Here is a 22,394-nt window from a genome sequence, read left to right as displayed (position 1 = left end):
GATGAAATTCGCCGCTGCAGCTGTCTGCGCCTTCGCCCTTTCGACGCCTGCTGTGGCCGACGAATTGCGTGAGGATATCGCGAAGGAAATGCCCGGCCTGATGGAGCTTTACCGGGACCTGCACGCCAACCCCGAACTCAGCTTCATGGAAGTCGAGACCGCGGCCAAGCTGGCGGCGCGGTTCAAGGCGCTCGGCTTCGAGGTTACCGAAGGCGTCGGCAAGACCGGCGTCGTCGCCGTCATGAAGAACGGGGCCGGACCGGTGGTCATGTTGCGGGCAGACATGGACGGTCTCCCGGTGATCGAGCAGACCGGGCTGCCCTATGCCTCGAAGCGCGTGTCGACCCCGGCGTCGGGCGTCGAGACCGGGGTGATGCATGCCTGCGGGCACGACACCCATATGACCGGGCTGGTCGCCACCGCGAAGATGCTGGTCGAGCGGAAGGATCAATGGTCGGGCACGCTGGTGCTGATCGGGCAACCGGCAGAGGAAATCGGCGAGGGCGCGCTTGCGATGCTGGAAGACGGGCTGTTCACCCGCTTTCCCAAGCCCGACTACGTGCTCGGTTTCCACGACGCGGCGCAGTTTCCGGCAGGCATGATCGGCTATTCGCCCGGCTATGCGCTGGCCAATGTCGATAGCGTGGATGTCGTCGTGCCGGGCATCGGTGGGCACGGTGCCTACCCCCATACCACCAAGGACCCGATCGTGCTCGCCAGTGCGATCGTGATGAAGCTCCAGACCCTCGTCAGCCGCGAGAGCAGTCCGCTCGATCCGGCAGTGGTGACCGTCGGCAGCTTCCACGCCGGGGCGAAGCACAACATCATCTCCGACGAGGCGCGGCTGCAGCTGACCGTGCGGTCCTATTCGGACGAATCGCGCAAGCTGCTGCTCGACGGGATCGCCCGGATAGCGCGGGGCGAAGCGATTGCTGCCGGAATGCCGGAGGACCGGATGCCGACGGTCACCGTGGCCGATCCCTATACGCCCTCGACCTACAACACGCCCGAGTTCACCGAGGAGGTGATGGGCCGGCTCAAGACGCGCTTCGGCGCAGAACGGGTTCAGCAAGTGCCTTCGGTCATGGGCGGAGAGGACTTCGGCCAATTCTACCGCGCCGATCCGGATAACGTCGAATCGCTCATTTTCTGGGTCGGCGGTGTTCCGCAGGATCAGTTTGACGCAGCCGAACGCGGGGAGGGCAGCCTGCCTTCGCTTCACAGCCCGTTCTGGGCACCCGACGCTGAGAAGGTCATCGCAACGGCGGCCGAAGCGATGGCCAGTGCAACCCTAGATTTGATGAAGCCGTAGATCTGTAGCCAGCTGCGGCTACATATCCGCGCCTTCGCCGCCGCCCGCTGCCTCGAGCGAAGCAGCGGAGGCGCGGCGGATCGCTGCGTCCTCGTCGATCGGCGGCTTCGGGCCGTTGAGGACCTTGAGCAGGGCTGCCTGCTCTTCCTTCGACAAGGCCTGGAACTGAGCCAGCGTCAGGCCGAAATGTTTCAGCTTTTCAACCCACGATGGCGTCCCGGTCGTGCGCAATGCTGAGCTTGTCGAGAGGCCACTCGCATAGCTGGTGCCGGATGAAGGGTCGGCGTAATTTGCCGAATGTTCCGACTGCTTGGGTTCGTGAAGCTTGATGCCCGACAGCTCGGGGCCTTGAGCCTGTTCTGCGGCCTGTGCGGCGGTTTCCGCAATCGCCTTGCGGCTTTCTCCGTCGGCGAAGACTGCCATGGCAACGGTAATCGCGACCGTAACGATCGCGAAGTGGCGATACATCTTGAGATCGATCGACTTCTGTTTGGTTGACCGTCGCGCCATCCTGCGGCTTTACGACCGGCTCGTTAACCACGGGATCGCGCCTATGGTTAAAGACGCATTTACGTGTCGGCCGCCGGAACACAGGGTGCTCCGACGGCCGGTTTCTCCTCCCCAGGAGAACTAATTTACGGGATCAGCTGTAGGTGCCGAGCCGGTGGTGCAGCGCGTTGATCTTGGCCAGTTCCTCGCGGTCCTCGGTTGCCTTGGCGTGGCTTTCCAGCGCACGCCGCAGCAGCTTGAAGTCTGCGGTCGAGAGCAGCGCGCGGGCGCGGCCGGGTTCGCGGCTGGTCGTTTCAGTAGTCATCTTGGGCCTCCTTTCGGGTCCGAGAGAGAGGATGCGACCTACGCAGCCTCGAACTGGTTCATCGTATTCTCTTTGCCGCCCGCCTTCAATGCGGCTTCACCGGCGAAGTACTCCTTGTGGTCGTCGCCGATGTCGGAGCCGGCCATGTTCTGGTGCTTCACGCAGGCGATCCCCTGGCGGATCTCTTCCCGCTGGACGTTCTTGACGTAGCCGAGCATGCCTTCTTCTCCGAAATACCTCTTGGCGAGGTTGTCGGTGCTGAGCGCTGCCGTGTGATAGGTCGGCAGGGTGATCAGGTGGTGGAAGATGCCGGCCTTGGCCGCAGCGTCGCGCTGGAAGGTGCGGATGCGCTCATCAGCTTCGTCGGCCAACTCTGTGCCATCGTAGTCCACGCTCATCAGCTTGGCGCGGTCGTAAGCCGAAACGTCCTTGCCTTCAGCTTCCCACGCATCGAAGACCTGCTGGCGGAAGCTCAGCGTCCAGTTGAAGCTGGGGCTGTTGTTGTAGACCAGCTTGGCGTTCGGAATGACTTCGCGGATGCGGTCGACCATGCCGCCGATCTGGCCGATATGCGGCTTTTCGGTTTCGATCCACAGCAGGTCCGCGCCGTGCTGGAGCGAGGTGATGCAGTCGAGCACGCAGCGATCTTCCCCGGTTCCCGAACGGAACTGGTAGAGGTTGCTCGGCAGGCGCTTGGGGCGCAGCAGCTTGCCTTCGCGGCTGAGGAAGACGTCGCCGTTCCTGATGTCCGCCGGATCGACTTCCTCGCAATCGAGATAGCTGTTGTACTGGTCCCCCAGATCGCCTTCCTGCGTGGTGTAGGCGATCGACTTGGTCAGGCCCGCGCCGAGGCTGTCGGTGCGTGCGACGATGATGCCGTCGTCGACACCCAGCTCGAGGAATGCGTAGCGGATCGCGCGGATCTTCTGCAGGAACTCCTCGTGCGGAACGGTGACCTTGCCGTCCTGGTGGCCGCATTGCTTCTCGTCGGAAACCTGGTTCTCGATCTGGAGCGCGCAAGCCCCGGCTTCGATCATCTTCTTGGCGAGGAGGTACGTCGCCTCCGCATTGCCGAAGCCGGCGTCGATATCGGCGATGATCGGCACCACGTGGGTCTCGTGGTTCTCGATCATGACCTCGATCCGCTTGGCCTCGACCTGGTCGCCGCGCTCGCGCGCCGCATCCATGTCACGGAACAAGCCGCCGAGCTCGCGGGCATCCGCCTGCTTGAGAAAGGTGTAGAGCTCGCCGATCAGCGCGGGGACACTGGTCTTCTCGTGCATCGACTGGTCGGGCAGCGGCCCGAACTCGCTCCGCAGCGCAGCGACCATCCAGCCCGACAGGTAAAGGTACCGGCGCTTCGTGTTGCCGAAATGCTTCTTGATGCTGATCATCTTCTGCTGCGCGATGAACCCGTGCCAGCAACCGAGTGACTGGGTGTAATTCGCGGGGTCTGCGTCGTATGCCGCCATATCCTCGCGCATGATCTTTGCGGTGTAGCGCGCAATGTCGAGCCCGGTGGGGAAGCGGTTCTGGATCCGCATCCGCGCAGCCGACTCGGCGTCGATCGCAGCCCACGGCGCACCCTGTCCGGTGATCGTCTTGTCCAGATCGGTGATTTGGCTCTGGTAGCTCATGATGGTTCTCCTGATTCGGGGAGGAAGTTGCTTGTTGCCGCCTTCTTCGGCCCTGAAGCTGCCGAAGCATAGAGAAAGTTACAAAAATTCTTGTCTAACTCGCACCATTCGGGCAAATGATCGTGTAATGGTGTAAAGAAAGTTACTTGATGGCAGAGAGCGGAGTGTTCGCAGGTCCGGCCATGCGCCGTTTGCGCAAGCGGGAGGGACTGACCCAGGCTGCCATGGCCACTAGGCTGTCGATCTCGCCCAGTTACCTCAATCTCATCGAGCGCAACCAACGCCCGCTCTCGGCGCGGGTGATGGTGCAGGTCGTCGATGCATTCGATTTCGATCTGGCAACCTTGCGCGAGGACGCATCGATCGGCGGGATCGACGGACTGGTCAGACGCCTCAACGACGAACGCTTCAGCGATCTCGGCATCGACCGCGACGAAGCCGTGGAACTGCTCGCCTCGGCACCGCAGATCGCAGCGGCCTTCGCTCGCCTCTACGACACAGCGGGAGCCGCGGTTGTCGGCGAAGAAGACCCTCTGGACCTGACCAGGATCGAGATCGAGCGTTGGCGCAACCACTTCGCCGAGCTCGACGACAGGGCCGAGATCCTTGCCGACGAACTGCGCCTGTCGAATAGCGACCTTGGCGCTGCATTGGCGGAACGGCTGCGCGAGCGGCACCAGCTCACCATTCGGGTGTTGCCCCGCGATGTGATGCCCGATGCGGTGCGGCGTCTCGACCTCCATGCAAGACAGTTGCAGCTGTCAGAAATGCTCTCGCCGGCGTCGCGAAACTTCCAGATAGCGATGCAGATCGCCCAATTGGAACAGCAACAGCCGGTTTTCGATATCGTTCAGGGTTCGAGGCTGGCTGCAGAAGCCGCGCGCAAGCTGTTCGAGCGGCATCTGTTCAGTTACTTCGCCGCAGCGCTCCTGCTTCCCTATGGCCGGTTCCTGCGCGCCTGCGAGGCAACCGGTTACGACCTCCCGGTCCTGCAACGCCGGTTCGGTGCGAGCTTCGAACAGCTCGCCCACCGTCTCACCACGCTCCAGCGTGTGGGGCAGCGCGGGCTGCCCTTTTTCATGGCGCGGGTGGACCGTGCGGGGCAGTTTTCAAAGCGGCTCGCGGGTGCCAGCGGGACGCTCCTGCTCGAAGGCGAGACCAGCTGTCCCCTCTGGATCGTGCACCAGGCTTTCGAGCGATCCGGCACGATCTGCGTTCAGGCGGTCGAGGTCGAAAGCCGCTCGAGCGGAATCGGCCACTGGCTGACAATTGCGCGCGCGGTAGACGGTAGCGGCACGACCGGCGATGCGCGCTTCGCGATCATCCTCGGGATCGAAGCCAAACTGGCGTCAAATCTGGCCCAGGCGCGCAGCCTGTCGCTCAGGACGGAGGATGCTCAGCCGATCGGGCTGGGTTGCGCCCGCTGCTTTCGTGGTGACTGTCGCCAGAGGTCGCTCCCTCCGAAGGGGGCGCTGCTGCGCTTCGACCGGGCGATGCGCGGGGTCACTCCTTTCGATTTTTCAAGCTGATAAGATCGGGATCGGAACCGATCGCCCATTGCGCGGGTTGTGGTCTGCATCACGCAGGGAGAAGGCATATGACCGAAGAACGCACCACGATTACCGAAACGCCCGATGGCAGCACCCATACCCGCACCACCGTCTACACCGATGGCGAGCGCCGCGGCGGTGGAGGTGGAAAGTGGATATTCCTTGTGGTCCTGCTGATCGCAGTGGTCGGCGGACTGCTGGTATTCAACCAGCTTGGCGGGGCCGAAATGGCGAAGGACACCGCCATCGCCGATGCGGCCAATGATGTGGGCAACGCCGCTGAAAAGGTCGGCGATGCCGCGCAGGATGTTGCCGACGATGTGACCAACAACTGATCGCCGGCAAAGGCAAACCCGTCACAAGCGAACCCCCGGTGCCGAGCGGCCCCGGGGGTTCGTTGTAAAATTTACCGACATTTCACACCTGATCCGTAAGCCGGTCCCTCGAGTGATGGGAATTTTCCGGACCGGAACCAGATGATCCGCCTGTTCAAACACTATATCCCGCATGCAGTGGTTCTGCTCGGTCTGGTCGACTTCGCCTTGCTGTTCGTGGCGGGCGAGGGGGCGTGGCAGCTGCGCGCCTCGCAAATCGGGATGGATCCCGGCGTGATCTCGGAACGGTGGGTTCCGCTCATCGGCTTTGCTCTCATCGTATGGACCGCAATGATTGCAGTGGGCGTGTACGGCAGTGATGCGCTGCGTTCGCTTCGCTTCGCTTGCGCCCGCCTTCTGGTTGCGGTGAGCCTTGGCATCATTGCCGTTTCGGTCATCGATTTCCTGATCCCCGGAGCGACATTCTGGCGCTCCACCCTGGTTTACGCGATGGTCCTGACCGTCGCGATACTGATCTTCGCCAGAACCTTGATCGGAGCTTTTATCGGCAGCTCGGCCTTTCGCCGACGTGTAGTCGTGCTTGGCGCAGGCCTGCGTGCCAAGCGCCTCAAGGACCTCGCGGAACGCCCTGGCTCGGGTTTTGCGATCGTATCCTATGTCGCGATGAGCGAGGTGGCGCGCGAAGTGGAGGAGGCGATTTCGCGCGATGCGATCCACGACCTTGGGCGCTTCGTCGACAATCTGTCCGCCAGCGAAGTCGTGCTAGCGCTGGAAGAGCGGCGCAATGCGCTGCCGCTCAAGGACCTGTTGCGGATCAAGACCATGGGCGTCCATGTCAACGATTTCAGCAGCTTTATGGAGCGCGAGACCGGGCGCGTCGATCTCGATTCGGTCAATCCGAGCTGGTTGATCTTCTCCGACGGGTTCTCTTCGGGGCGGATGGTTTCGAGCGCGGCCAAGCGCTTGTTCGACGTTATCGCCAGTGGCCTGCTCCTGACCCTAACGGCCCCGGTGATTGCCCTGTTCGCGATCCTGGTGAAGCTCGACAGCAAGGGGCCTGCATTCTTCCGCCAGCAACGGGTCGGTCTCTATGGCCAGCCGTTCGATGTCCTGAAGCTTCGGTCCATGCGCACCGATGCGGAAAAGGACGGGGCGAAATGGGCGGAAAAGGACGACCCCCGCATCACCCGTCTCGGCCGCTTTATCCGCAAGGTGCGGATCGACGAACTGCCGCAGACCTGGTCGGTGCTGAAGGGGGAAATGAGCTTTGTCGGCCCCCGTCCGGAAGTCCCCAAGTTCGTCGCCGATCTCGAGGAGCACCTGCCCTATTATGCCGAGCGCCACATGGTGAAACCGGGCATCACCGGCTGGGCACAGATCAACTATCCCTATGGCGCAAGCATCGAGGATTCGCGCCACAAGCTGGAATACGATCTCTATTACGCTAAGAACTACACCCCTTTTCTCGACCTGCTGATCCTGCTCCAGACCCTGCGCGTCGTGCTGTGGCCGGATGGTGCGCGGTGATGGAAAACGTCCCTGATATCTGGCTTCTGCTGTCCTTTGCGATGCACCTTGCGGGCGCAGCGGTGTGCGGTGTCGCGATCGTGTGGGTCTTCAAACGCGGCGATCGCGAAAGGGTCGACCGGGCACCGTTGCTGGGCGCCTTGGCGGCCACTGCGGGCTGGTGCGTCGTGCACGCTGCCCTGGGCCCGACGGCCAGCCTGACTGCGGCAGTCGAAACCGGACGCAACCTGACGTGGATCTACCTGATCTTCCGCCTGTTCGCCAATGACGGTCGGCACCAGAGCATGAAGCCGATCCGGCCCGTCGTCTATGCTCTATGCTTCGTGGAATTGCTGCAACTTGCACTCCTCGCTATTGCGGCGAGTTATGCGCTGACGGCGGACCTCCAGCTTCTCGTGTTGCAAGTGATGGCGATGTTCCGCGTGCTCGTCGCGGTCGGCTCGCTGGTCCTGCTGCACAATCTCTATGTCGGTGCCGCCCAGCCGGTGCGGCAGGTCTTGCGGTGGACCACGGCGGCGCTGGCTGCGCTGTGGGCGTTCGACCTCAACGTCTACACGGTCGCCTATCTCGGTCAGACCTATCCGTATGAATTGCTCGCCATGCGCGGGCTGGTGGTTGCCCTCGCGGCGGTCCCGCTGGCAATCGGCGCGACCAGTGGCGCAGCCTCCATGCGGCTGCGCCCTTCGCGTACGGTTGCATTCCAGACTCTCTCCCTCCTAGTCATCGGCGCCTACCTCGTTCTGATGATCGGGATCGCGCAGTCGCTGACCCTGCTGGGCGGCAATGTCGGCCGACTGGCGCAGGTGGGTTTCACCTTTGCTGCAAGCGTCGTCGCGATTCTGTGGCTGCCATCGCCGCGGCTGCGCGGGTGGCTGCGGGTTACCGCTGTAAAGCACCTGTTCCAGCACCGCTACGATTACCGGTCCGAATGGTTGCGCTTCACCCAGACAATCGGTCGGAGCGACGATGCCGACCAGTCGCTGCAGGAGCGCGCGATCAAGGCGATGGCGGACATCACCGACAGCCCGAGCGGCCTGTTGTTCCTTCGCGACGACCGGGGCGCGCTCGAACTGGCGGCCCGCTGGCGGTGGAAGGAAATCGAGGTGCCCGCCGGCTCCATCCCGGGCGGCCTGACGAAGCTGCTCGAAGACCGCACCTTCATCATCGACGCCGATGACGTTCGGGCGGGCAGGGACCAGCACGGCGAGATGACGTTCGTTCCGCAATGGCTGCTGGAACACAGCAAGGCATGGGCGATCGTCCCGCTGCTGCATTTCGACCGTTTGACCGGCATCATCGTGCTGGCCCGACCGCCGGAGCCACGCAGCCTCGACTGGGAAGACTTCGACCTGTTGCGCGTGGTCGGGCAACAGCTGGCAAGTTATCTGGCCGAGCAGTCGGTACAGCAGACGCTGATGGATGCGGCACGGTTCGACGAGTTCAACCGCCGGATCGCGTTCGTGATGCACGACGTGAAGAATCTTGCGAGCCAGCTATCGCTCCTGTCGCGCAACGCCGAACGGCACGCCGACAACCCCGCCTTCAGGGCAGACATGCTGGTGACGCTCCGCAAGAGTGCGGAGAAGCTCAACACGCTGATCGCCCGGCTCAATCGCTATGGAGCCAGCGGGTCGGACCAGCGGGCGCATGTCCAACTCGCCGAGATCGCAGATCGGACGGCTGCCCGCTTCGCCGGCGTGCACAACGTCGCGGTCATCAACCGGGATGCGGCCACGGTCCTGGCCGATGCGGAAAATCTGGAACAGGCGCTGGTCCACCTGGTGCAGAATTCCGTCGACGCAAGTGCGGCGGACAGCCCGGTCTATCTCAATGTCACGGCCGACGCGAAGATCGCGCGGATCGAACTGGTCGATTCCGGGCAGGGAATGAGTCCGGAGTTCATCCGCAACGGGCTGTTCACGCCGTTCGTATCGTCCAAGGCGAATGGCTTCGGGATCGGTGCTTTCGAAGCCCGCGAGCTCGTCCGGGCGATGGGAGGCAACCTCGACGTGGATTCGCGCGAAGGTCTTGGCACGCGCTTCTCCATTACCTTCCCCGTCCCCGAACACGAAAGCGAGACACCGGAAATCGCAACCAGTCCCGCGAAGGTGGCATAATGGCAGAGAGCAAACCCAAACTCCTTATCGTCGAGGACGACGAGGGCCTGCAGGCCCAGCTCAAATGGGCCTATGAGGACTTCGACGTGACGATTGTCGGAGATCGCGCATCGGCGATCGCTGCCGTGCGATCGGAGGAGCCGGCCGTGGTGACGCTGGATCTCGGCCTGCCGCCTGACCCGGACGGCACGACCGAGGGCTTTGCGGTACTCGGCGAGATCATGAGCCTAAAGCCGGATACCAAGGTCATCGTCGCGTCCGGTCACGGCGCGCGCGACAGTGCGCTGCGGGCGATCCAACACGGGGCGTATGATTTCTACCAGAAGCCGGTTGATATCGATACGCTCGGGCTGATCGTCAGGCGGGCGTTCAATCTGCACCAGATCGAAGCCGAAAACCGGCGGCTGGCCAATCGGGTGGCGGCTGACCAGACGGCCATTCGCGGCCTCATCACCACCGCACCAGAAATGCTCAAGGTCGCCCGGACGATCGAACGGGTTGCCAATACCAAGGTCTCGGTGATGCTTCTCGGTGCCAGTGGAACGGGCAAGGAATTGCTCGCCCGCGGACTCCACGACGCGAGCGACCGACGCGATGGAGCCTTCGTCGCGATCAACTGCGCGGCGATCCCGGAAAACCTGCTCGAGAGCGAATTGTTCGGACACGAAAAGGGAGCCTTCACCGGAGCCGTGAGGACCAGCGAGGGCAAGATCGAACTGGCTCACGGTGGTACCCTCTTCCTCGATGAAGTCGGCGACATCCCGCTGTCGCTTCAAGTCAAACTGCTGCGGTTCCTGCAAGAGCGGACAATCGAGCGCATCGGCGGGCGCAAGGCGATTGCGGTGGATACGCGGATTGTTTGCGCCACGCATCAGGATCTCGAGGCGATGATCGCGGATCATCGCTTCCGTGAGGACCTGTTCTACCGTCTCGCCGAGATTGTGGTGAAGATCCCGAGCCTTGCGGAGCGTCCGGGCGATGCGACCTTGCTGGCGAAGCATTTCCTCAACCGGTTCTCGGCCGAAATGAATCCCCAGGTGAAGGGCCTTGCCCCCGATGCGCTGGCCGCAATCGACAGCTGGCCATGGCACGGCAATGTGCGCGAGCTCGAGAACCGAATCAAACGCGCGGTCATAATGGCCGAGGGCAAGATGATCGGTGTGGTCGATCTTGATCTCGACACGGGCAAGGGCGAGGGCGACGCAGCGCTCAACCTCAAGAGCGCGCGCGAACAGGTCGATCGTAAGGTGATCCGCCATGCGCTCGCGCGCAGTGACGGCAACATATCGCAATCGGCCAAGTTGCTGGGGATCAGCCGGCCCACCTTGTATGATCTGCTGAAACAGTATGACCTTCAGGCCTGAACTCCGCTTCCGGTGGTTGCTCGCCGGACTGTGCGCATTGGCGCTGTTCGGGTGCGGTGAGTCCGCGCCTGTGCAGGGTCCGCTCGACAGTGTGCGATCTGCGCTAGCGCGCGGCGACGGTATCTCCGCGGAGGTGCAATTGCGCGCGATGATCGAAACGGGCACGGACCCGCGCGACGTAGCTGCATATCTCGGCGAGGCCAATCTGGCGCAAGGGCGCTTCGCCGAAGCCCGCGAGTGGCTCGGCAAGCAGGACTTTTCGCCTCGGACGCGCGCCCATGGAAACCATATGCTCGGCCGGCTCGAGATGGAATCGGGCAACCTCCCTGCTGCTGGCCAGGCGTTCGACCGGGCGCTTGCTGCGGGCGGCGAAGCGCCGGAATTGTGGGTCGACATCGGAAGGCTGCGCTATCGCGGCGGTGAGCAGGCTCAAGCGATCCAGGCGGCAGAGCGCGCCGTTGAACTCGGCCCGGAGAACCCGCTGGCGCTCCGCTTTCGCGCACAGCTGGTGCGCGACGTGGATGGCTCGCTCGCCGCGTTGCCGTGGTTCGAGCGCGCCCTCGATGTCGCGCCCAACGATCCTGCTTTGCTGGGCGACTATGCGGCCACGCTGGGCGAACTGGGCCGGGCACGGGATATGCTTGCCGCTGTCAGGCACTTGAGCACCGTCGATCCTGCCAACCGACGGGCTTACTATTTGCAGGCAGTACTTGCGGCGCGGGCCGGGAATTACGATCTGGCGCTGACGCTGCTCCAGCGCAGCGGGCAGGTCGAGAGCGAGGTGCCCGGGGCAATGTTGCTACTGGCGCTGATCGACATGGAACGCGGCAACTACTCGAGCGCGGCCCAGATGCTCGACCGGCTCGCGACGCTTCAGCCGGACAATCGTCGCGTCGTCCCGTTGCTGGCGCGGGCACTGGTGCTGGGCCGGAATGACAAGGAGCTGGCCTATCGCTTCCAGGCCGATGCCGCGCGCGCTTCGGCTTCGCCTTATCTGCAAACGCTGATGGCGCGCTCGCTCGAGGCGCTCGGCGATCGCGAACGGGCAGGGCCACTGCTGGATCTGGCAGCAAGGCAAAACCGTCCGGAGTTTTCGGTCATACGCAGCGCAACGACACTGGAAACCGCGCGAATGCGCGCCGACGAAGGTGGCACGGGGGTGCCAGCCCTTACCCGCGCGGCTTTGACCGCCGGTCGCAGCGAGGCCGCAACCGAGGCTGCGCGTAGCTTTGCCCGTCGGTTCCCCGGATCAGGCGACGCCCTGGTGCTGGTTGGAGATACCGAAACTTCGGCAAAACGGTTGGCTGCGGCTGAAAAAGCCTATCTCCAAGCATTGCAGATTCGCCGCCCCTGGCCTCTGACGTTCAAGCTGGCGTCGGTGCTGTCGGGTCAAGGCAAACAGCGCGATGCGGTGGTGCTCCTCGCTGGGTTCGCGCAAGGCGAGCCGGGGAACGTCGAAGCCATGACGCTTCTGGCGATGCACCATGCGCGCATGGGCGACTGGCGGGCGGCAGCAGAATACTGCGACCTTGTCATCGCATTCGGCGCGGCGCGTGATCCGCAAGTGCTCGCGGTGAGGGCGAAGGCCGCACTTGAAAGCGGGGAAACCGATCTGGCAGTTCGGCTTGCCGAGATCGCTCACGATCTGCAACCGATGCACCCTGCCAGCGCCAGCATCCTCGCGCAGGCCTATCGCGCGGCGGGCTACGATGATGATCTCGTCGCCTTAGCCGAAGCCAAAGTGCGCATTCTGGAGCAAAACTGAATCGGGGTTCGCATCCCGTCTCTCGACATCGACCCGTCGGAGAGGCAATGCACGGCGGATGGCTCGCGTCGCTGCCTTGTTCGATCCTATGGTGCGCTTGCTCATACTCGCCATCGCGCTCGCGGCGCTTTTCCCGGCCGTGGACGAATGGCTTGAGCTGTCCCGGCTGGTATCGAGCGGTGGCATATTCCTGCTTTTCCTTGTCAACGGGCTGCGGATCGAACGACAGCAGATTTTGCAGGGATTCGCACGGCTGGGCTATTTCCTCCCGCTATTCCTCTGGGTTTTCGGAGTGATGGCCCTGGCAGGCCTGGCCATTGCGAAGCTCTCCTACGGAATCGTGCCGCCGCTGATATCGCTGGGGTTCCTCTATCTTGGTACCCTGCCGTCGACCGTGCAGTCGGCGACATCCTACACGCTGCTCGCCAACGGGAATGCCGCCCTCGCAGTGATTGGTGCGGCTCTGCTCAATGTTGCGGGCGTGTTTATCACCGCGCCGCTGTTTGCCATGCTCGGGGGTGGGGCGGTGCCGGATGTCGGCTCCGATACGATAATGCGGATCGCCCTGCTGTTGGTTCTGCCCCTGGTGATCGGGATGGCCGTCCAGGACTGGACCCGAGGCTGGATCGACCGGCAACGCAGCCGCCTTGTATGGCTCGATCGCGTGGTGATCGCATTGGCCGTCTATGTCGCAAGCTCGGGGGCGGTTGAACAGGGTATCGGCAGTAAGATTTCACCCGGATCATGGGCCGGGCTGGGCGGATTTACCGCGCTGTTCCTTGCCTTCGGGCATTGGGGAAGCTGGCTGGCAAGTGGCTTGCTCCGTCTTCCGACGGCGGATCGAATCGCCTTCCTGTTTGCCGGATCGCAAAAGAGCATCGCCATTGGTGCGCCGCTGGCGGCGTTGCTGATCCCGCCGGAGGCTGCCGGGTTCGTTATCGCGCCGCTGCTGCTATACCACCTGTTACAGCTGGTCATCGCGGCTCCGGTCTCTTTGCGTCTCGCGGCCGATAGCGGCTAGCTGGCGTTACGGTTGTAGCGGACCGACCACCACAGCGAGAAGCCGATCAGCACCGCGCCAATCAGGCCAGTGATCGTCTCGGGGATATGGAACTTGGCCGAGACGAGCATGATCGCGCCCAAGGCGATGATCGCCCAGAACGCGCCGTGCTCGAGGAACCGGTACTGGGCGAGGGTGCCCTGACGCACCAGATGGATCGTCATCGAGCGGACAAACATCGCGCCGATCGACAAGCCGAGGGCGATCACCACCATGTTGTTCGACAGCGCAAAGGCCCCGATAACGCCGTCGAAGCTGAACGAAGCATCGAGGATGTTGAGGTAGAGGAACCCGCCGAGGCCGCTGCGCACGACCGCGCCTTGCAGGCGTGCGGCTTCCTCGCGCATTTCGAGGATCGTGCTGATGCCCTCGACCGCGATGAAGGTGACGAGGCCGAGGATGCCAGCAACGAGAAAAGTGAGCGCCTCGTCGGGGGTAAGCAGAGATGACACACCCCACAGGATCAGCAGCAGGATCGCGATCTCGGCGGCGGGCAAGGCAGCGAATCGGGCGAGATAGCGTTCGATCACCGAAATCCAGTGAATGTCCTTCTCCTGATCGAAGAAGAACTTGAGGCCCACCATCGCGAGGAAGGCCCCGCCGAAGCCCGCGATCCCGACATGGGCTGAACTGACGATGCGCTCGTATTCCTTGGGATCGTTGAGCGACAGATTGATGGTCTCGATCGGCCCGAGCCCGGCCGCTATGGCGACGATCGCCAACGGAAAGACGATCCGCATGCCGAACACCGCGAAAGCAATGCCCCAGGTCAGGAAGCGGCGCTGCCACACCTCGTCCATCTCCTTCAGCACCGAGGCGTTGACCACCGCATTGTCGAAGCTGAGCGAAATCTCGAGCACCGAGAGCACCACGATGATCCACAGCATCGCGAGCGTACCGCCGACGGTCTGCGTACTTTCCCACCCGTACCACGCGCCGAGCGCGAGGCAGATGACGGTGAAAATGATCGAAAAGCCGTAGAATCGGGTGATGGTGGTCATGGTAGGGTCCGCTTGTTCAGGCGCACGCCGCTAAAGCGATAGTGCGCAATCGGCAAGCGGCTGATCGGTCACTTGGGCTGGTAAGTCTGCTCTTCGCCCGGGAAAGACCGATCCCGAACCTCCGCGGCATAGCGCTTGACCGTGTTTTCGATCACCGCCGCGATGTCCTCGTATTTCTTCACGAAGCGCGGCACCCGGTCGAACATGCCGAGCATGTCTTCGGTCACAAGAACCTGCCCGTCGCATCTCGCGGAGGCCCCAATGCCGATGGTGGGACATGCGACGCTTTCGGTCGCGGCAATGGCGATCGGCTCGACCACCCCTTCGATCACGATGGCGAAGGCACCCGCTTCGTCGAGCGCCTTGGCATCGGACACGATCTTGTCGGCCTCCGCACCGCTGCGACCTCGGGCGGCATAGCCACCCAGCACGTTGACCGCTTGCGGGGTCAGCCCGACATGCCCCATCACGGGAATGCCGCGCCGGTTGAGGAATGCGACCGTCTCGGCCATCGCTTCGCCCCCTTCGAGCTTCACCGCCGCCGCGCCGCTTTCCTTGAGCAGGAGGCTCGCGCTTTCGAATGCCTGCTCTTTCGAGGCTTCGTAGCTGCCGAAGGGCATATCGACGACCACGACCGAATGGTAACTCCCGCGCACGACTGCCGCTGCATGATCGGCCATCATCCGCAAGGTGACGGGAATAGTGGACGGCAGCCCGTAGATCACCTGGCCCAGCGAATCCCCCACAAGCAGGATGTCGCAATGCGCATCGAGCAACTGCGCCTGGCGTGCGGTATAGGCGGTCAGCATGACCAGCGGTTCTGCCGTGACCCCGTCGACCTTGCGGCGGCGGATCATCGGTACCGTCAGCCGCTTCATCGGAGCGGGGGTGGGATTCGCGCGGCTGGTCGACGTGTCGAGCTGGAAGGTAGTGGACATGGGCGAGGGTCTAGACGCTGGCAGTAAACGGGGAAACCCCGAGTTTCTGCCTTGTATTGGCGTGGGCTTGCGTTAGCGTGCAACGCCATTCGACGCACGGGTTGGGGCCCGTGCGAACAAGAGAGGGAAATCTTGATGTTCCTTGACAGGATCAAGCCGCTGGACGCCATTCTGGCGACGGCGCAGAAGAAGTCGCTGCACCGCTCGCTCGGTGCGGTGCAGCTGACCTTGTTCGGCATCGGCTGCATCATCGGTACCGGCATTTTCGTTTTGACTTCGGCCGGCGCGCAAAAGGCCGGGCCGGGTCTGATGCTGGCCTTCGTCATCGCCGGCGCGGTCTGCATCGTCGCCGCGCTGTGCTATGCCGAAATCGCTGCCATGATCCCGGTCGCGGGCTCTGCCTACACCTATAGTTATGCTACGATGGGCGAGTTTCTCGCTTGGACGGTCGGCTGGGCGCTGGTGCTGGAATACGCGATCGCGGCTTCAGCCGTGTCGGTCGGATGGTCGGGGTATTTTACCGGGACGATATTGAACGAATTTTTCGGTTTCAGTCTGCCTGCCTGGCTCAGTGCCGGGCCGCTGGCGTTAGGCGGGGCCGAGGGCGGGCTGATCAATCTCCCCGCGCTGGTGATTGCGCTGCTGGTTACCTGGTTGCTGATGATTGGCACGACCGAAAGCGCCCGGGTCAATGCCGTGCTGGTAGCGATCAAGATTACCGCTCTTACCGCCTTCATCGGCCTCACTTTGACCAGTGCATACTTCGATCCGGACAAGTTCAATCCGTTCCTTCCTGCCGGGATCTTCGGCGGTTTCGGCAGCGGCATCGGTGCGGTCGGCGCGGCGGCGACGATTTTCTTCGCCTATGTCGGCTTCGACGCCGTTTCCACTGCGGCGGAAGAGACCAAGAACCCGCAACGCAACGTGCCGATCGGCCTAGTCGGCTCGCTGTTGATCTGCACCATTTTCTACATCCTCGTCGCTGCGGGTGCTGTGGGCACCATCGGTGGGCAGCCGATCATGGGGCCGAACGGCATTCCGTTCCCCGCCGGTTCGGAAGAGCTCGCACGCCAGTGCGCCATGCCCGAATACGCCGGACAGCTGGTGTGTTCGAATGAGGCGCTGGCCCATGTGCTGCGCCAGATCGGGTTCTCCGGCGTGGGCAACATGCTCGGCATTGCAGCGTTCCTGGCGCTGCCGTCGGTCATTCTGATCCTGCTGTTCGGCCAGACCCGCATCTTCTTCGTGATGGCGCGCGACGGCCTGCTGCCGGAGAAGCTGGCTGCGGTGCACCCGAAGTGGAAGACGCCCTATATCGTTACGGCGATCACCGGCGTTGTCGTGGCTATTGCGGCCGCTTTCCTTCCGGTCGGTGCCCTGGCGGATATCGCCAATGCCGGGACGCTGTATGCGTTCTTCATGGTGGCGATCGCGGTCATGCTGCTGCGCAGCAGGGAGCCGAACCGCGAGCGTCCGTTCCGGGTGCCCGGCCTGATCATCGTCGGCCCGCTGACGATTGCCGGTTGCCTGTTCCTGTTCTTCAACCTGCCGTTCGACGCGATGATCGTCTTGCCGGTGTGGACGGCGATCGGGGCGGTGTTCTACTTCGCCTATGGGCGGGGTCGCAGCCACCTCGGGCGCGGCATCGTCGAAGTGGTCGATGACGTCGCAGGGCATGAAACCATGCTGCCGATCGACGAACCGAAGAACTGACGACAAGCATCAGTCGAAGATGAAAGGGCCGCCCGATGGGGCGGCCCTTTTTCGTTGCACGTCGGTTTTATTCCTAAGTTCGGTCAGAGCGGGACGGCGTCGGCGTGCTGTTTTTCCGCCTCGTCGTGGACAGTCATTCCCAACGCCATCTTGGCGGTGGTGAGCAGGCCCAGGTCGCCGCTCCAGATTTCGGCATCGCCGAGGTCCATGCGCAGGAACAGGATGTCGGGATCCTCCTTGCCGCCATCGTACCACGCGGCGACGAAGTTGTTCCACAGCTGCTCGAACCGCTCCTGGCTCGTCTCGACCGAAAGCGTGCCGGTGAACCGGGCGAAGAGGTCGTGGCCCTTGTCGGCGAAGCTTGCAGTCACGGCGCCGAGCTGGGCGAAGCTGCTGTTCTTCTGGGTGAAGAACCAGATCGCGCTGTTGGCATCCTTGTCGAGCTGGGCGGACATCGGCACCGAAGTGTCCGAGCGTCCGTCGAGTTGAAGGAACAGGAACGGCGAATCCGCCAGCGAGCGCCAGAATGTCTGCTTCAGTTCGTTGGGGGTGGCGTGATGGGTCATTTGGGGTCTCCTTGGGTTGTACTTCTGCAACCTCCCACGATGAGGACTGTTCCGGCATCTGCGCCGGGACAAAGCGCAGCGCGATGAATTGCAACCTGACGAAATATAGAACATAAGCGGAACATATGAGTCGTTCCGCCATGCCTCCAACCTCTTCCTATCCCACTGCGCCCGTGGCGGCTGCCGATGTGGCGGCGCTGTCCGCCGTGCGCAGCAAGGGCTGGAAGCCCGGTTTGGCCGCGCAGGGGCGGTTCGCACGGCACAGCGAGGTCTTCTCCAGCGGGCGCGATGCCGTCGGGTCCGCGCTGGCGCTGTCGCTAGCGCTCGACGAATTGCGCTCGCAGGCGGCGGGGGAGGTGGCCGAGGCGGAAGACCGCCGCGCGATATTGTGGGTGCAGGACCGGGCGGCGGCGCGGCTCGGCGGGCGGCCCTATCGGCCCGGTCTGCCGCAGGCGGTGCAGCACCGGCTGGTCCATGTGCTGGCGGAGAAGCCGCAGGACCTGCTGTTTGCGCTGGAGGAAGGGCTGCGCTGCCGCGAGGTGGCCTGCGTGATCGGCGAACTGGCGGGCAATCCCAAGGCGCTCGATTTCACCGCCTCGCGCCGGCTCAGCCTGACGGCGGAGAAGCACGGGGTCCCGCTGTGGCTGGTAAGGCTCGATGCCGCGCGCGATCTCTCCTCCGCGCGGATGCGGTGGGAGGTTCGCCCTGCGCCTTCGCGCCCGCCGCAATGGAACACGCAGGCCCCCGGTGCACCGCGCTGGCAGGCCGAACTGTTCCGCGCCCGCAGCCATCCTCCCGGAAAATGGACCATAAGCGATGACGGAGATGTCCTCACCGCCGACCGCCTCGCCAGCCGCCCGGTCGACCGCTCAGCCGCGCCGCATCCTGTCGGCCTGGCTTTCGCGGCTGGCGGTCGATCGCTGGCGGGCTAGCGCAGGCTGCGCGCGCGGCGAGGGGGGCGATGCCGAGCCGACCGCGCTGATCGTCGAGACCGCCCACGGCCCGCGAATCGAGGCGGCGAACGATGCCGGTCTCTCCGCAGGGGCGCAGCGGGGCATGATGCTGGCCGATGCGCGCACGCTGTGCCCCGCGATCAGGGTCGCCCCATCGGATCCGGCAGGCGATCTCGATTTCCTCGAGAAGACCGCGCTGTGGGCGCAGCGCTGGGGGCCGTGGAGCGCGCTCGACCCGCCCGACGGGGTGCTGGTCGATGTCAGCGCGGTCGCCCATCTGTTCGGCGGAGAGGAGAGGCTGCTGACGGACATGCAGGCGGCCTTTGCCGCGCGCGACCTGACGGTGCGGCTCGCGATCGCCCCGACGGCGGGTGCGGCCTGGGCGCTGTCGCACTTCGGGCCGGAGCGGGCGATCCTCGCCCCGGATGACGATGCGGAGATGCGCCTGTCCGGCCTGCCGGTCGCGGCATTGCGGCTCGACGACGATGTGCTGACGGTGCTGCGCCGACTCGGCCTCAAGCGCCTGGGCGAACTGGGGACGGTCGGGCGCGACGCGCTCCACCGCCGTTTCCGCAATCGCCGTTCGCCCGCCGCCAACCCGCTGATCCGGATGGATCAGTTGCTCGGCCGGGTGCCCGAGCCGCTGGTTCCGGTCGTCCCGCAACAGGCACCGCTGGTGCAGCGCCGCCTGCTCGAACCGATCCGGCATCGCGAACTGCTCGATCAGGTGCTGGCCGATCTGGCGGAGGATATGGCGCGCGAGCTCGAAGCGCAGGCGAAGGGCGCGCGGCGGCTCGAACTCGGCCTGTGGCGGGTCGACGGGGAGGTTGCCGTGCGCGCGCTCGAACTCTCTGCCGCGACCCGCGATCCGGCGCATATCTGCCGCCTGTTCGCCGCCAAGCTCGACGGTATCGACGCCGGTTTCGGGATCGAGACGGTGCGCCTGCGCGCCAGCTGGGCCGAGCCGCTGGCGCTGGAACAGGCCGATGTCGAGGCGGCGGCGGAGCGGCATGGCACCTCGCTTTCGGCCCTGGTCGACCGGCTGTCGGTGCGGCTCGGGGCGAGAGCGATATCGCGCCCGATGCCCTTCGCCAGCCACATACCCGAGCGCGCACAACGCTGGCAGCCGGTCATGGCCCCCGAACCCGCAAGCCAGGAAGAGCTTCGCTTTCACGCCCGTCCGCTCAAGCTGCTCGACCGGGCCGAACCGATCACGGTGCTCTACGCCACCCCCGACGGCTATCCGCAGCGCTTCCGCTGGCGCGGCCAGGTGCATGATGTGGCGCGGGTCGAAGGGCCGGAGCGCATCGCGCCCGAATGGTGGCGCGAGAAATCGACCGTCCGCCTGCGCGACTATTACCGGATCGAGGACGGGGAGGGGCGGCGCTACTGGATCTACCGCCACGGCCTGATCGGCGACGGGCGCGGCGGCCTGCCCGAATGGTTCCTGCAGGGGCTGTGCGCTTGACGGACAAGGCGCGCCTCGTTGAAGCGCGCCTTGTGCTTCCGAACCATCAGTTGTTGGAGAAGAAATCTACCAGATCGTCAGCCAGCCGATCCGTGACCGTTGCGAAAACGGCGTGCGGCTCGTCCTCGTATTCGATCAAAGTAGCGCCTTCGACCTGCTCGGCCACGGCGCGACCCGTAGCGTCGATCGGCACGGTCTGGTCGTTCGTGCCATGGACCACCAGCGTCGGAACTTTGAAATGCGGCAAGTCCGGTCGGAAGTCGGTAGATGCAAAGGCGGCTGCCGATTGCAGTGTTGCGTATTGCGAGCTCTTCATCGCGGTCAGCCATGCCCAGTGACGCTCCTCCTCGGAGACTTGGGTGCCCGGTCCGCCGACACCGTAAAAATCCTCGAAGAAGCCGGTGAAGAAGGCGCGAAAATCGTCTTTCATACCTTTCGTCATCGTGTCGAAGGTCTCTTGCGGCACGCCATCCGGATTGTCGTCCGTCTTTAGCATGTAGGGCACCACCGAACTGATCAGCGCCGCAGCGGTCACTCCCTTTCCGCCATGACGGCTCATATAGCGAGCGATCTCGCCGCCCCCCATGGAGAAGCCGGCCACGCCGATGTTGTCGGTCAGCTCGAGATAGCCAATCAGGTCTGCCAGATCGTCGCTGAAGGTATCGTAATCATAACCGGACGGGGCATGGTCGCTGCGCCCGAAACCGCGGCGGTCGTAGGCGACGGCACGCATGTCATTGTCGGCCAGAGCCATCATGACTGCGTCCCAGCTGTCGCCGGAAAGCGGCCATCCGTGAATCAGGATGACGGGTCGGCCTTCGCCCAGTTCCTTGTAGCGTATGGAAGTGCCGTCGCGGGTCATGAAATTGGGCATGGTGTCTCCTGGATCTTGTTTGTCCCTTTGGAATGCGGGTGACGCGCGAGCGTTCCGTCAATCGCTGCCACTCGTGCGAGAGCGGTGTCTGCGCGCGAAAAAGCTGGCGGAATCAGCAGCAGGAACATATAAAGAACAAATGGGTCAGTTATCGACGATAGAGAAGCTCGGCATCCTGGCCGATGCGGCGAAATACGATGCCTCCTGCGCATCGTCCGGCACGGCGAAGAAGAACTCGCTGGGTGGACCAAAGGGCAGGGGCGGCATCGGCTCGACCGAGGGGATGGGCATCTGCCATGCCTATGCGCCCGACGGGCGGTGCATCAGCCTGCTCAAGATCCTGCTGACCAACCACTGCGTGTTCGACTGCCATTACTGCATCAACCGCAAGAGCTCGAACGTGCGCCGTGCCCGGTTCAGCCCGCAGGAGGTGGCCGATCTCACCATCGCCTTCTACCGCCGCAACTATATCGAGGGGCTGTTCCTCTCCTCGGGCATCGTCAAGAGCTCGAACCACACGATGGAGCAGCTGGTAGAGACCGCGCGCATCCTGCGCGAGGAATACGATTTCCGCGGCTATATCCATCTCAAGACCATCCCCGAGGCGGACCCGGAACTGGTCTATCAGGCGGGGCTCTATGCCGACCGGGTCTCGATCAATGTCGAGCTGCCGACCGACAGCGGGCTGACCCGCCTCGCGCCCGACAAGAGCGCGCGCCAGATCGAAGGCGCGATGGCGAAGACCAAGGCCGACATCGTCGAGGCGAAGGATGCGAAGAAGCGGTTCCGCCACGCCCCGCGCTTCGCCCCGGCGGGTCAGTCGACCCAGATGATCGTCGGCGCGGACGGGGCGAGCGACGCCGATATCGTCGGCAAGGCGAGCCGGCTGTATGACGGCTTCCGGCTGCGGCGGGTCTATTACTCCGCCTTCTCGCCGATCCCCGATGCCAGCGCGGTATTGCCATTGAAGCGCCCGCCGCTGATTCGCGAGCACCGGCTCTACCAGTCGGACTGGCTGATGCGGTTTTACGGCTACCAGCCGGGCGAAGTCATGCAGGCGGCGGGGGATGACGGCATGCTGCCGCTCGACATCGATCCCAAGCTCGCCTGGGCGCTCAAGTTCCGCGACAGCTTCCCGCTCGACGTCAACCGCGCCAGCCGCGAACAATTGCTGCGCGTGCCGGGGCTTGGCGTCACGGCGGTAAACCGGATCATTGCGGCACGACGTCATCATTCGCTGCGGCTGGACGACGTCGCGCGGCTGACCCAGTCGATCGCCAAGGTCCGCCCGTTCATCTGCACCACCGACTGGCGTCCGACCCTGCTGACCGACCGCGCGGACCTGCGCCGCCTGCTTGCACCGAAACAGGAACAGCTGGAGCTGTTCGCGGCATGAGCGG

Annotated in this window: 19 protein-coding genes; 12 read left to right on the top strand and 7 right to left on the bottom strand. The window is 64.0% G+C overall.

Going from position 1 to position 22,394, the window contains the following annotated elements; all coding sequences use genetic code 11:
• The first annotated feature begins 1 nt into the window (after position 1).
• Positions 2-1,312 carry an amidohydrolase gene (locus tag NSO95_RS08660; RefSeq protein ID WP_257595795.1) on the top strand — a complete coding sequence of 437 codons (1,311 nt, stop codon included), beginning with the start codon at positions 2-4 and terminating at the stop codon, positions 1,310-1,312.
• An 18-nt stretch (positions 1,313-1,330) separates the two neighbouring features.
• On the opposite strand, the gene NSO95_RS08655 is transcribed toward NSO95_RS08660, so the two are convergent.
• The 3 genes from NSO95_RS08655 to NSO95_RS08645 form a co-directional block, all read right to left on the bottom strand.
• A complete protein-coding gene (locus NSO95_RS08655; RefSeq protein WP_257595794.1) occupies positions 1,331-1,822 on the bottom strand; it encodes a hypothetical protein in 492 nt (163 codons plus the stop codon).
• 133 nt (positions 1,823-1,955) lie between these two features.
• Positions 1,956-2,126 carry a hypothetical protein gene (locus tag NSO95_RS08650; protein WP_257595793.1) on the bottom strand — a complete coding sequence of 57 codons (171 nt, stop codon included), beginning with the start codon at positions 2,124-2,126 and terminating at the stop codon, positions 1,956-1,958.
• A gap of 38 nt (positions 2,127-2,164) precedes the next feature.
• Positions 2,165-3,763 (bottom strand): isocitrate lyase, encoded by a 1,599-nt coding sequence (locus NSO95_RS08645; RefSeq protein WP_257595792.1) that lies wholly within the window; start codon positions 3,761-3,763, stop codon positions 2,165-2,167.
• A gap of 149 nt (positions 3,764-3,912) precedes the next feature.
• Here NSO95_RS08645 and NSO95_RS08640 point away from each other — a divergent pair, with 149 nt between their 5' ends.
• The 7 genes from NSO95_RS08640 (at position 3,913) to NSO95_RS08610 (ending at position 13,442) form a co-directional block, all read left to right on the top strand.
• Positions 3,913-5,292: a helix-turn-helix domain-containing protein gene (locus tag NSO95_RS08640; RefSeq protein WP_257595790.1), complete on the top strand. Its 1,380-nt coding sequence runs from the start codon at positions 3,913-3,915 to the stop codon at positions 5,290-5,292.
• 68 nt (positions 5,293-5,360) lie between these two features.
• Positions 5,361-5,648: a hypothetical protein gene (locus NSO95_RS08635; protein ID WP_257595789.1), complete on the top strand. Its 288-nt coding sequence runs from the start codon at positions 5,361-5,363 to the stop codon at positions 5,646-5,648.
• Between the two features lie 141 nt (positions 5,649-5,789).
• Positions 5,790-7,175: a TIGR03013 family XrtA/PEP-CTERM system glycosyltransferase gene (locus NSO95_RS08630; RefSeq protein WP_257595788.1), complete on the top strand. Its 1,386-nt coding sequence runs from the start codon at positions 5,790-5,792 to the stop codon at positions 7,173-7,175.
• Positions 7,175-9,292, top strand: a complete 2,118-nt coding sequence (prsK, locus tag NSO95_RS08625; RefSeq protein ID WP_257595787.1) for an XrtA/PEP-CTERM system histidine kinase PrsK — start codon at positions 7,175-7,177, stop codon at positions 9,290-9,292. Before NSO95_RS08630 ends, prsK begins: the two co-directional genes overlap by 1 nt.
• Positions 9,292-10,656 carry a PEP-CTERM-box response regulator transcription factor gene (prsR, locus tag NSO95_RS08620; protein ID WP_257595786.1) on the top strand — a complete coding sequence of 455 codons (1,365 nt, stop codon included), beginning with the start codon at positions 9,292-9,294 and terminating at the stop codon, positions 10,654-10,656. Before prsK ends, prsR begins: the two co-directional genes overlap by 1 nt.
• Positions 10,640-12,421 (top strand): tetratricopeptide repeat protein, encoded by a 1,782-nt coding sequence (locus tag NSO95_RS08615; RefSeq protein ID WP_436278027.1) that lies wholly within the window; start codon positions 10,640-10,642, stop codon positions 12,419-12,421. The genes prsR and NSO95_RS08615 overlap by 17 nt, the downstream gene beginning before the upstream one ends.
• Before the next feature lie 58 nt (positions 12,422-12,479).
• Complete coding sequence (locus NSO95_RS08610; RefSeq protein ID WP_257595784.1) at positions 12,480-13,442, top strand: bile acid:sodium symporter; 963 nt, start codon at positions 12,480-12,482, stop codon at positions 13,440-13,442.
• Here NSO95_RS08610 and NSO95_RS08605 read toward each other — a convergent pair.
• A complete protein-coding gene (locus NSO95_RS08605) occupies positions 13,439-14,482 on the bottom strand; it encodes a DUF475 domain-containing protein (RefSeq protein ID WP_257595783.1) in 1,044 nt (347 codons plus the stop codon). The genes NSO95_RS08610 and NSO95_RS08605 overlap by 4 nt on opposite strands.
• A 68-nt stretch (positions 14,483-14,550) precedes the next feature.
• Positions 14,551-15,420 (bottom strand): 3-methyl-2-oxobutanoate hydroxymethyltransferase, encoded by an 870-nt coding sequence (gene panB / locus NSO95_RS08600; RefSeq protein WP_257595782.1) that lies wholly within the window; start codon positions 15,418-15,420, stop codon positions 14,551-14,553.
• A gap of 135 nt (positions 15,421-15,555) precedes the next feature.
• Between panB and NSO95_RS08595 the strand changes: the two genes are divergently transcribed.
• Positions 15,556-17,133: an amino acid permease gene (locus tag NSO95_RS08595; RefSeq protein ID WP_257595781.1), complete on the top strand. Its 1,578-nt coding sequence runs from the start codon at positions 15,556-15,558 to the stop codon at positions 17,131-17,133.
• An 83-nt stretch (positions 17,134-17,216) separates the two neighbouring features.
• Here NSO95_RS08595 and NSO95_RS08590 read toward each other — a convergent pair whose 3' ends face one another.
• On the bottom strand, positions 17,217-17,699 hold the full coding sequence (locus NSO95_RS08590; protein WP_257595780.1) for a pyridoxamine 5'-phosphate oxidase family protein: 483 nt from the start codon (positions 17,697-17,699) through the stop codon (positions 17,217-17,219).
• Positions 17,700-17,824: 125 nt separating this feature from the next.
• Between NSO95_RS08590 and NSO95_RS08585 the strand changes: the two genes are divergently transcribed.
• Positions 17,825-18,631, top strand: a complete 807-nt coding sequence (locus NSO95_RS08585; protein WP_257595778.1) for an ImuA family protein — start codon at positions 17,825-17,827, stop codon at positions 18,629-18,631.
• Complete coding sequence (locus tag NSO95_RS08580; protein WP_257595915.1) at positions 18,525-20,120, top strand: DNA polymerase Y family protein; 1,596 nt, start codon at positions 18,525-18,527, stop codon at positions 20,118-20,120. Before NSO95_RS08585 ends, NSO95_RS08580 begins: the two co-directional genes overlap by 107 nt.
• 46 nt (positions 20,121-20,166) lie before the next feature.
• On the opposite strand, the gene NSO95_RS08575 is transcribed toward NSO95_RS08580, so the two are convergent.
• Entirely contained in the window at positions 20,167-20,994 is an 828-nt protein-coding gene (locus NSO95_RS08575; protein ID WP_257595777.1) for an alpha/beta fold hydrolase, read from the bottom strand.
• Positions 20,995-21,133: 139 nt separating this feature from the next.
• Between NSO95_RS08575 and NSO95_RS08570 the strand changes: the two genes are divergently transcribed.
• A complete protein-coding gene (locus NSO95_RS08570; protein WP_257595776.1) occupies positions 21,134-22,390 on the top strand; it encodes a putative DNA modification/repair radical SAM protein in 1,257 nt (418 codons plus the stop codon).
• Positions 22,391-22,394: the final 4 nt, after the last annotated feature.

The organism is Parerythrobacter lacustris (assembly GCF_024626475.1).
GTDB lineage: Bacteria > Pseudomonadota > Alphaproteobacteria > Sphingomonadales > Sphingomonadaceae > Parerythrobacter_A > Parerythrobacter_A lacustris.
The sequence above is the reverse complement of the archived record's forward strand: the minus strand, read 5'-3'. Positions and strand labels throughout refer to the sequence as shown.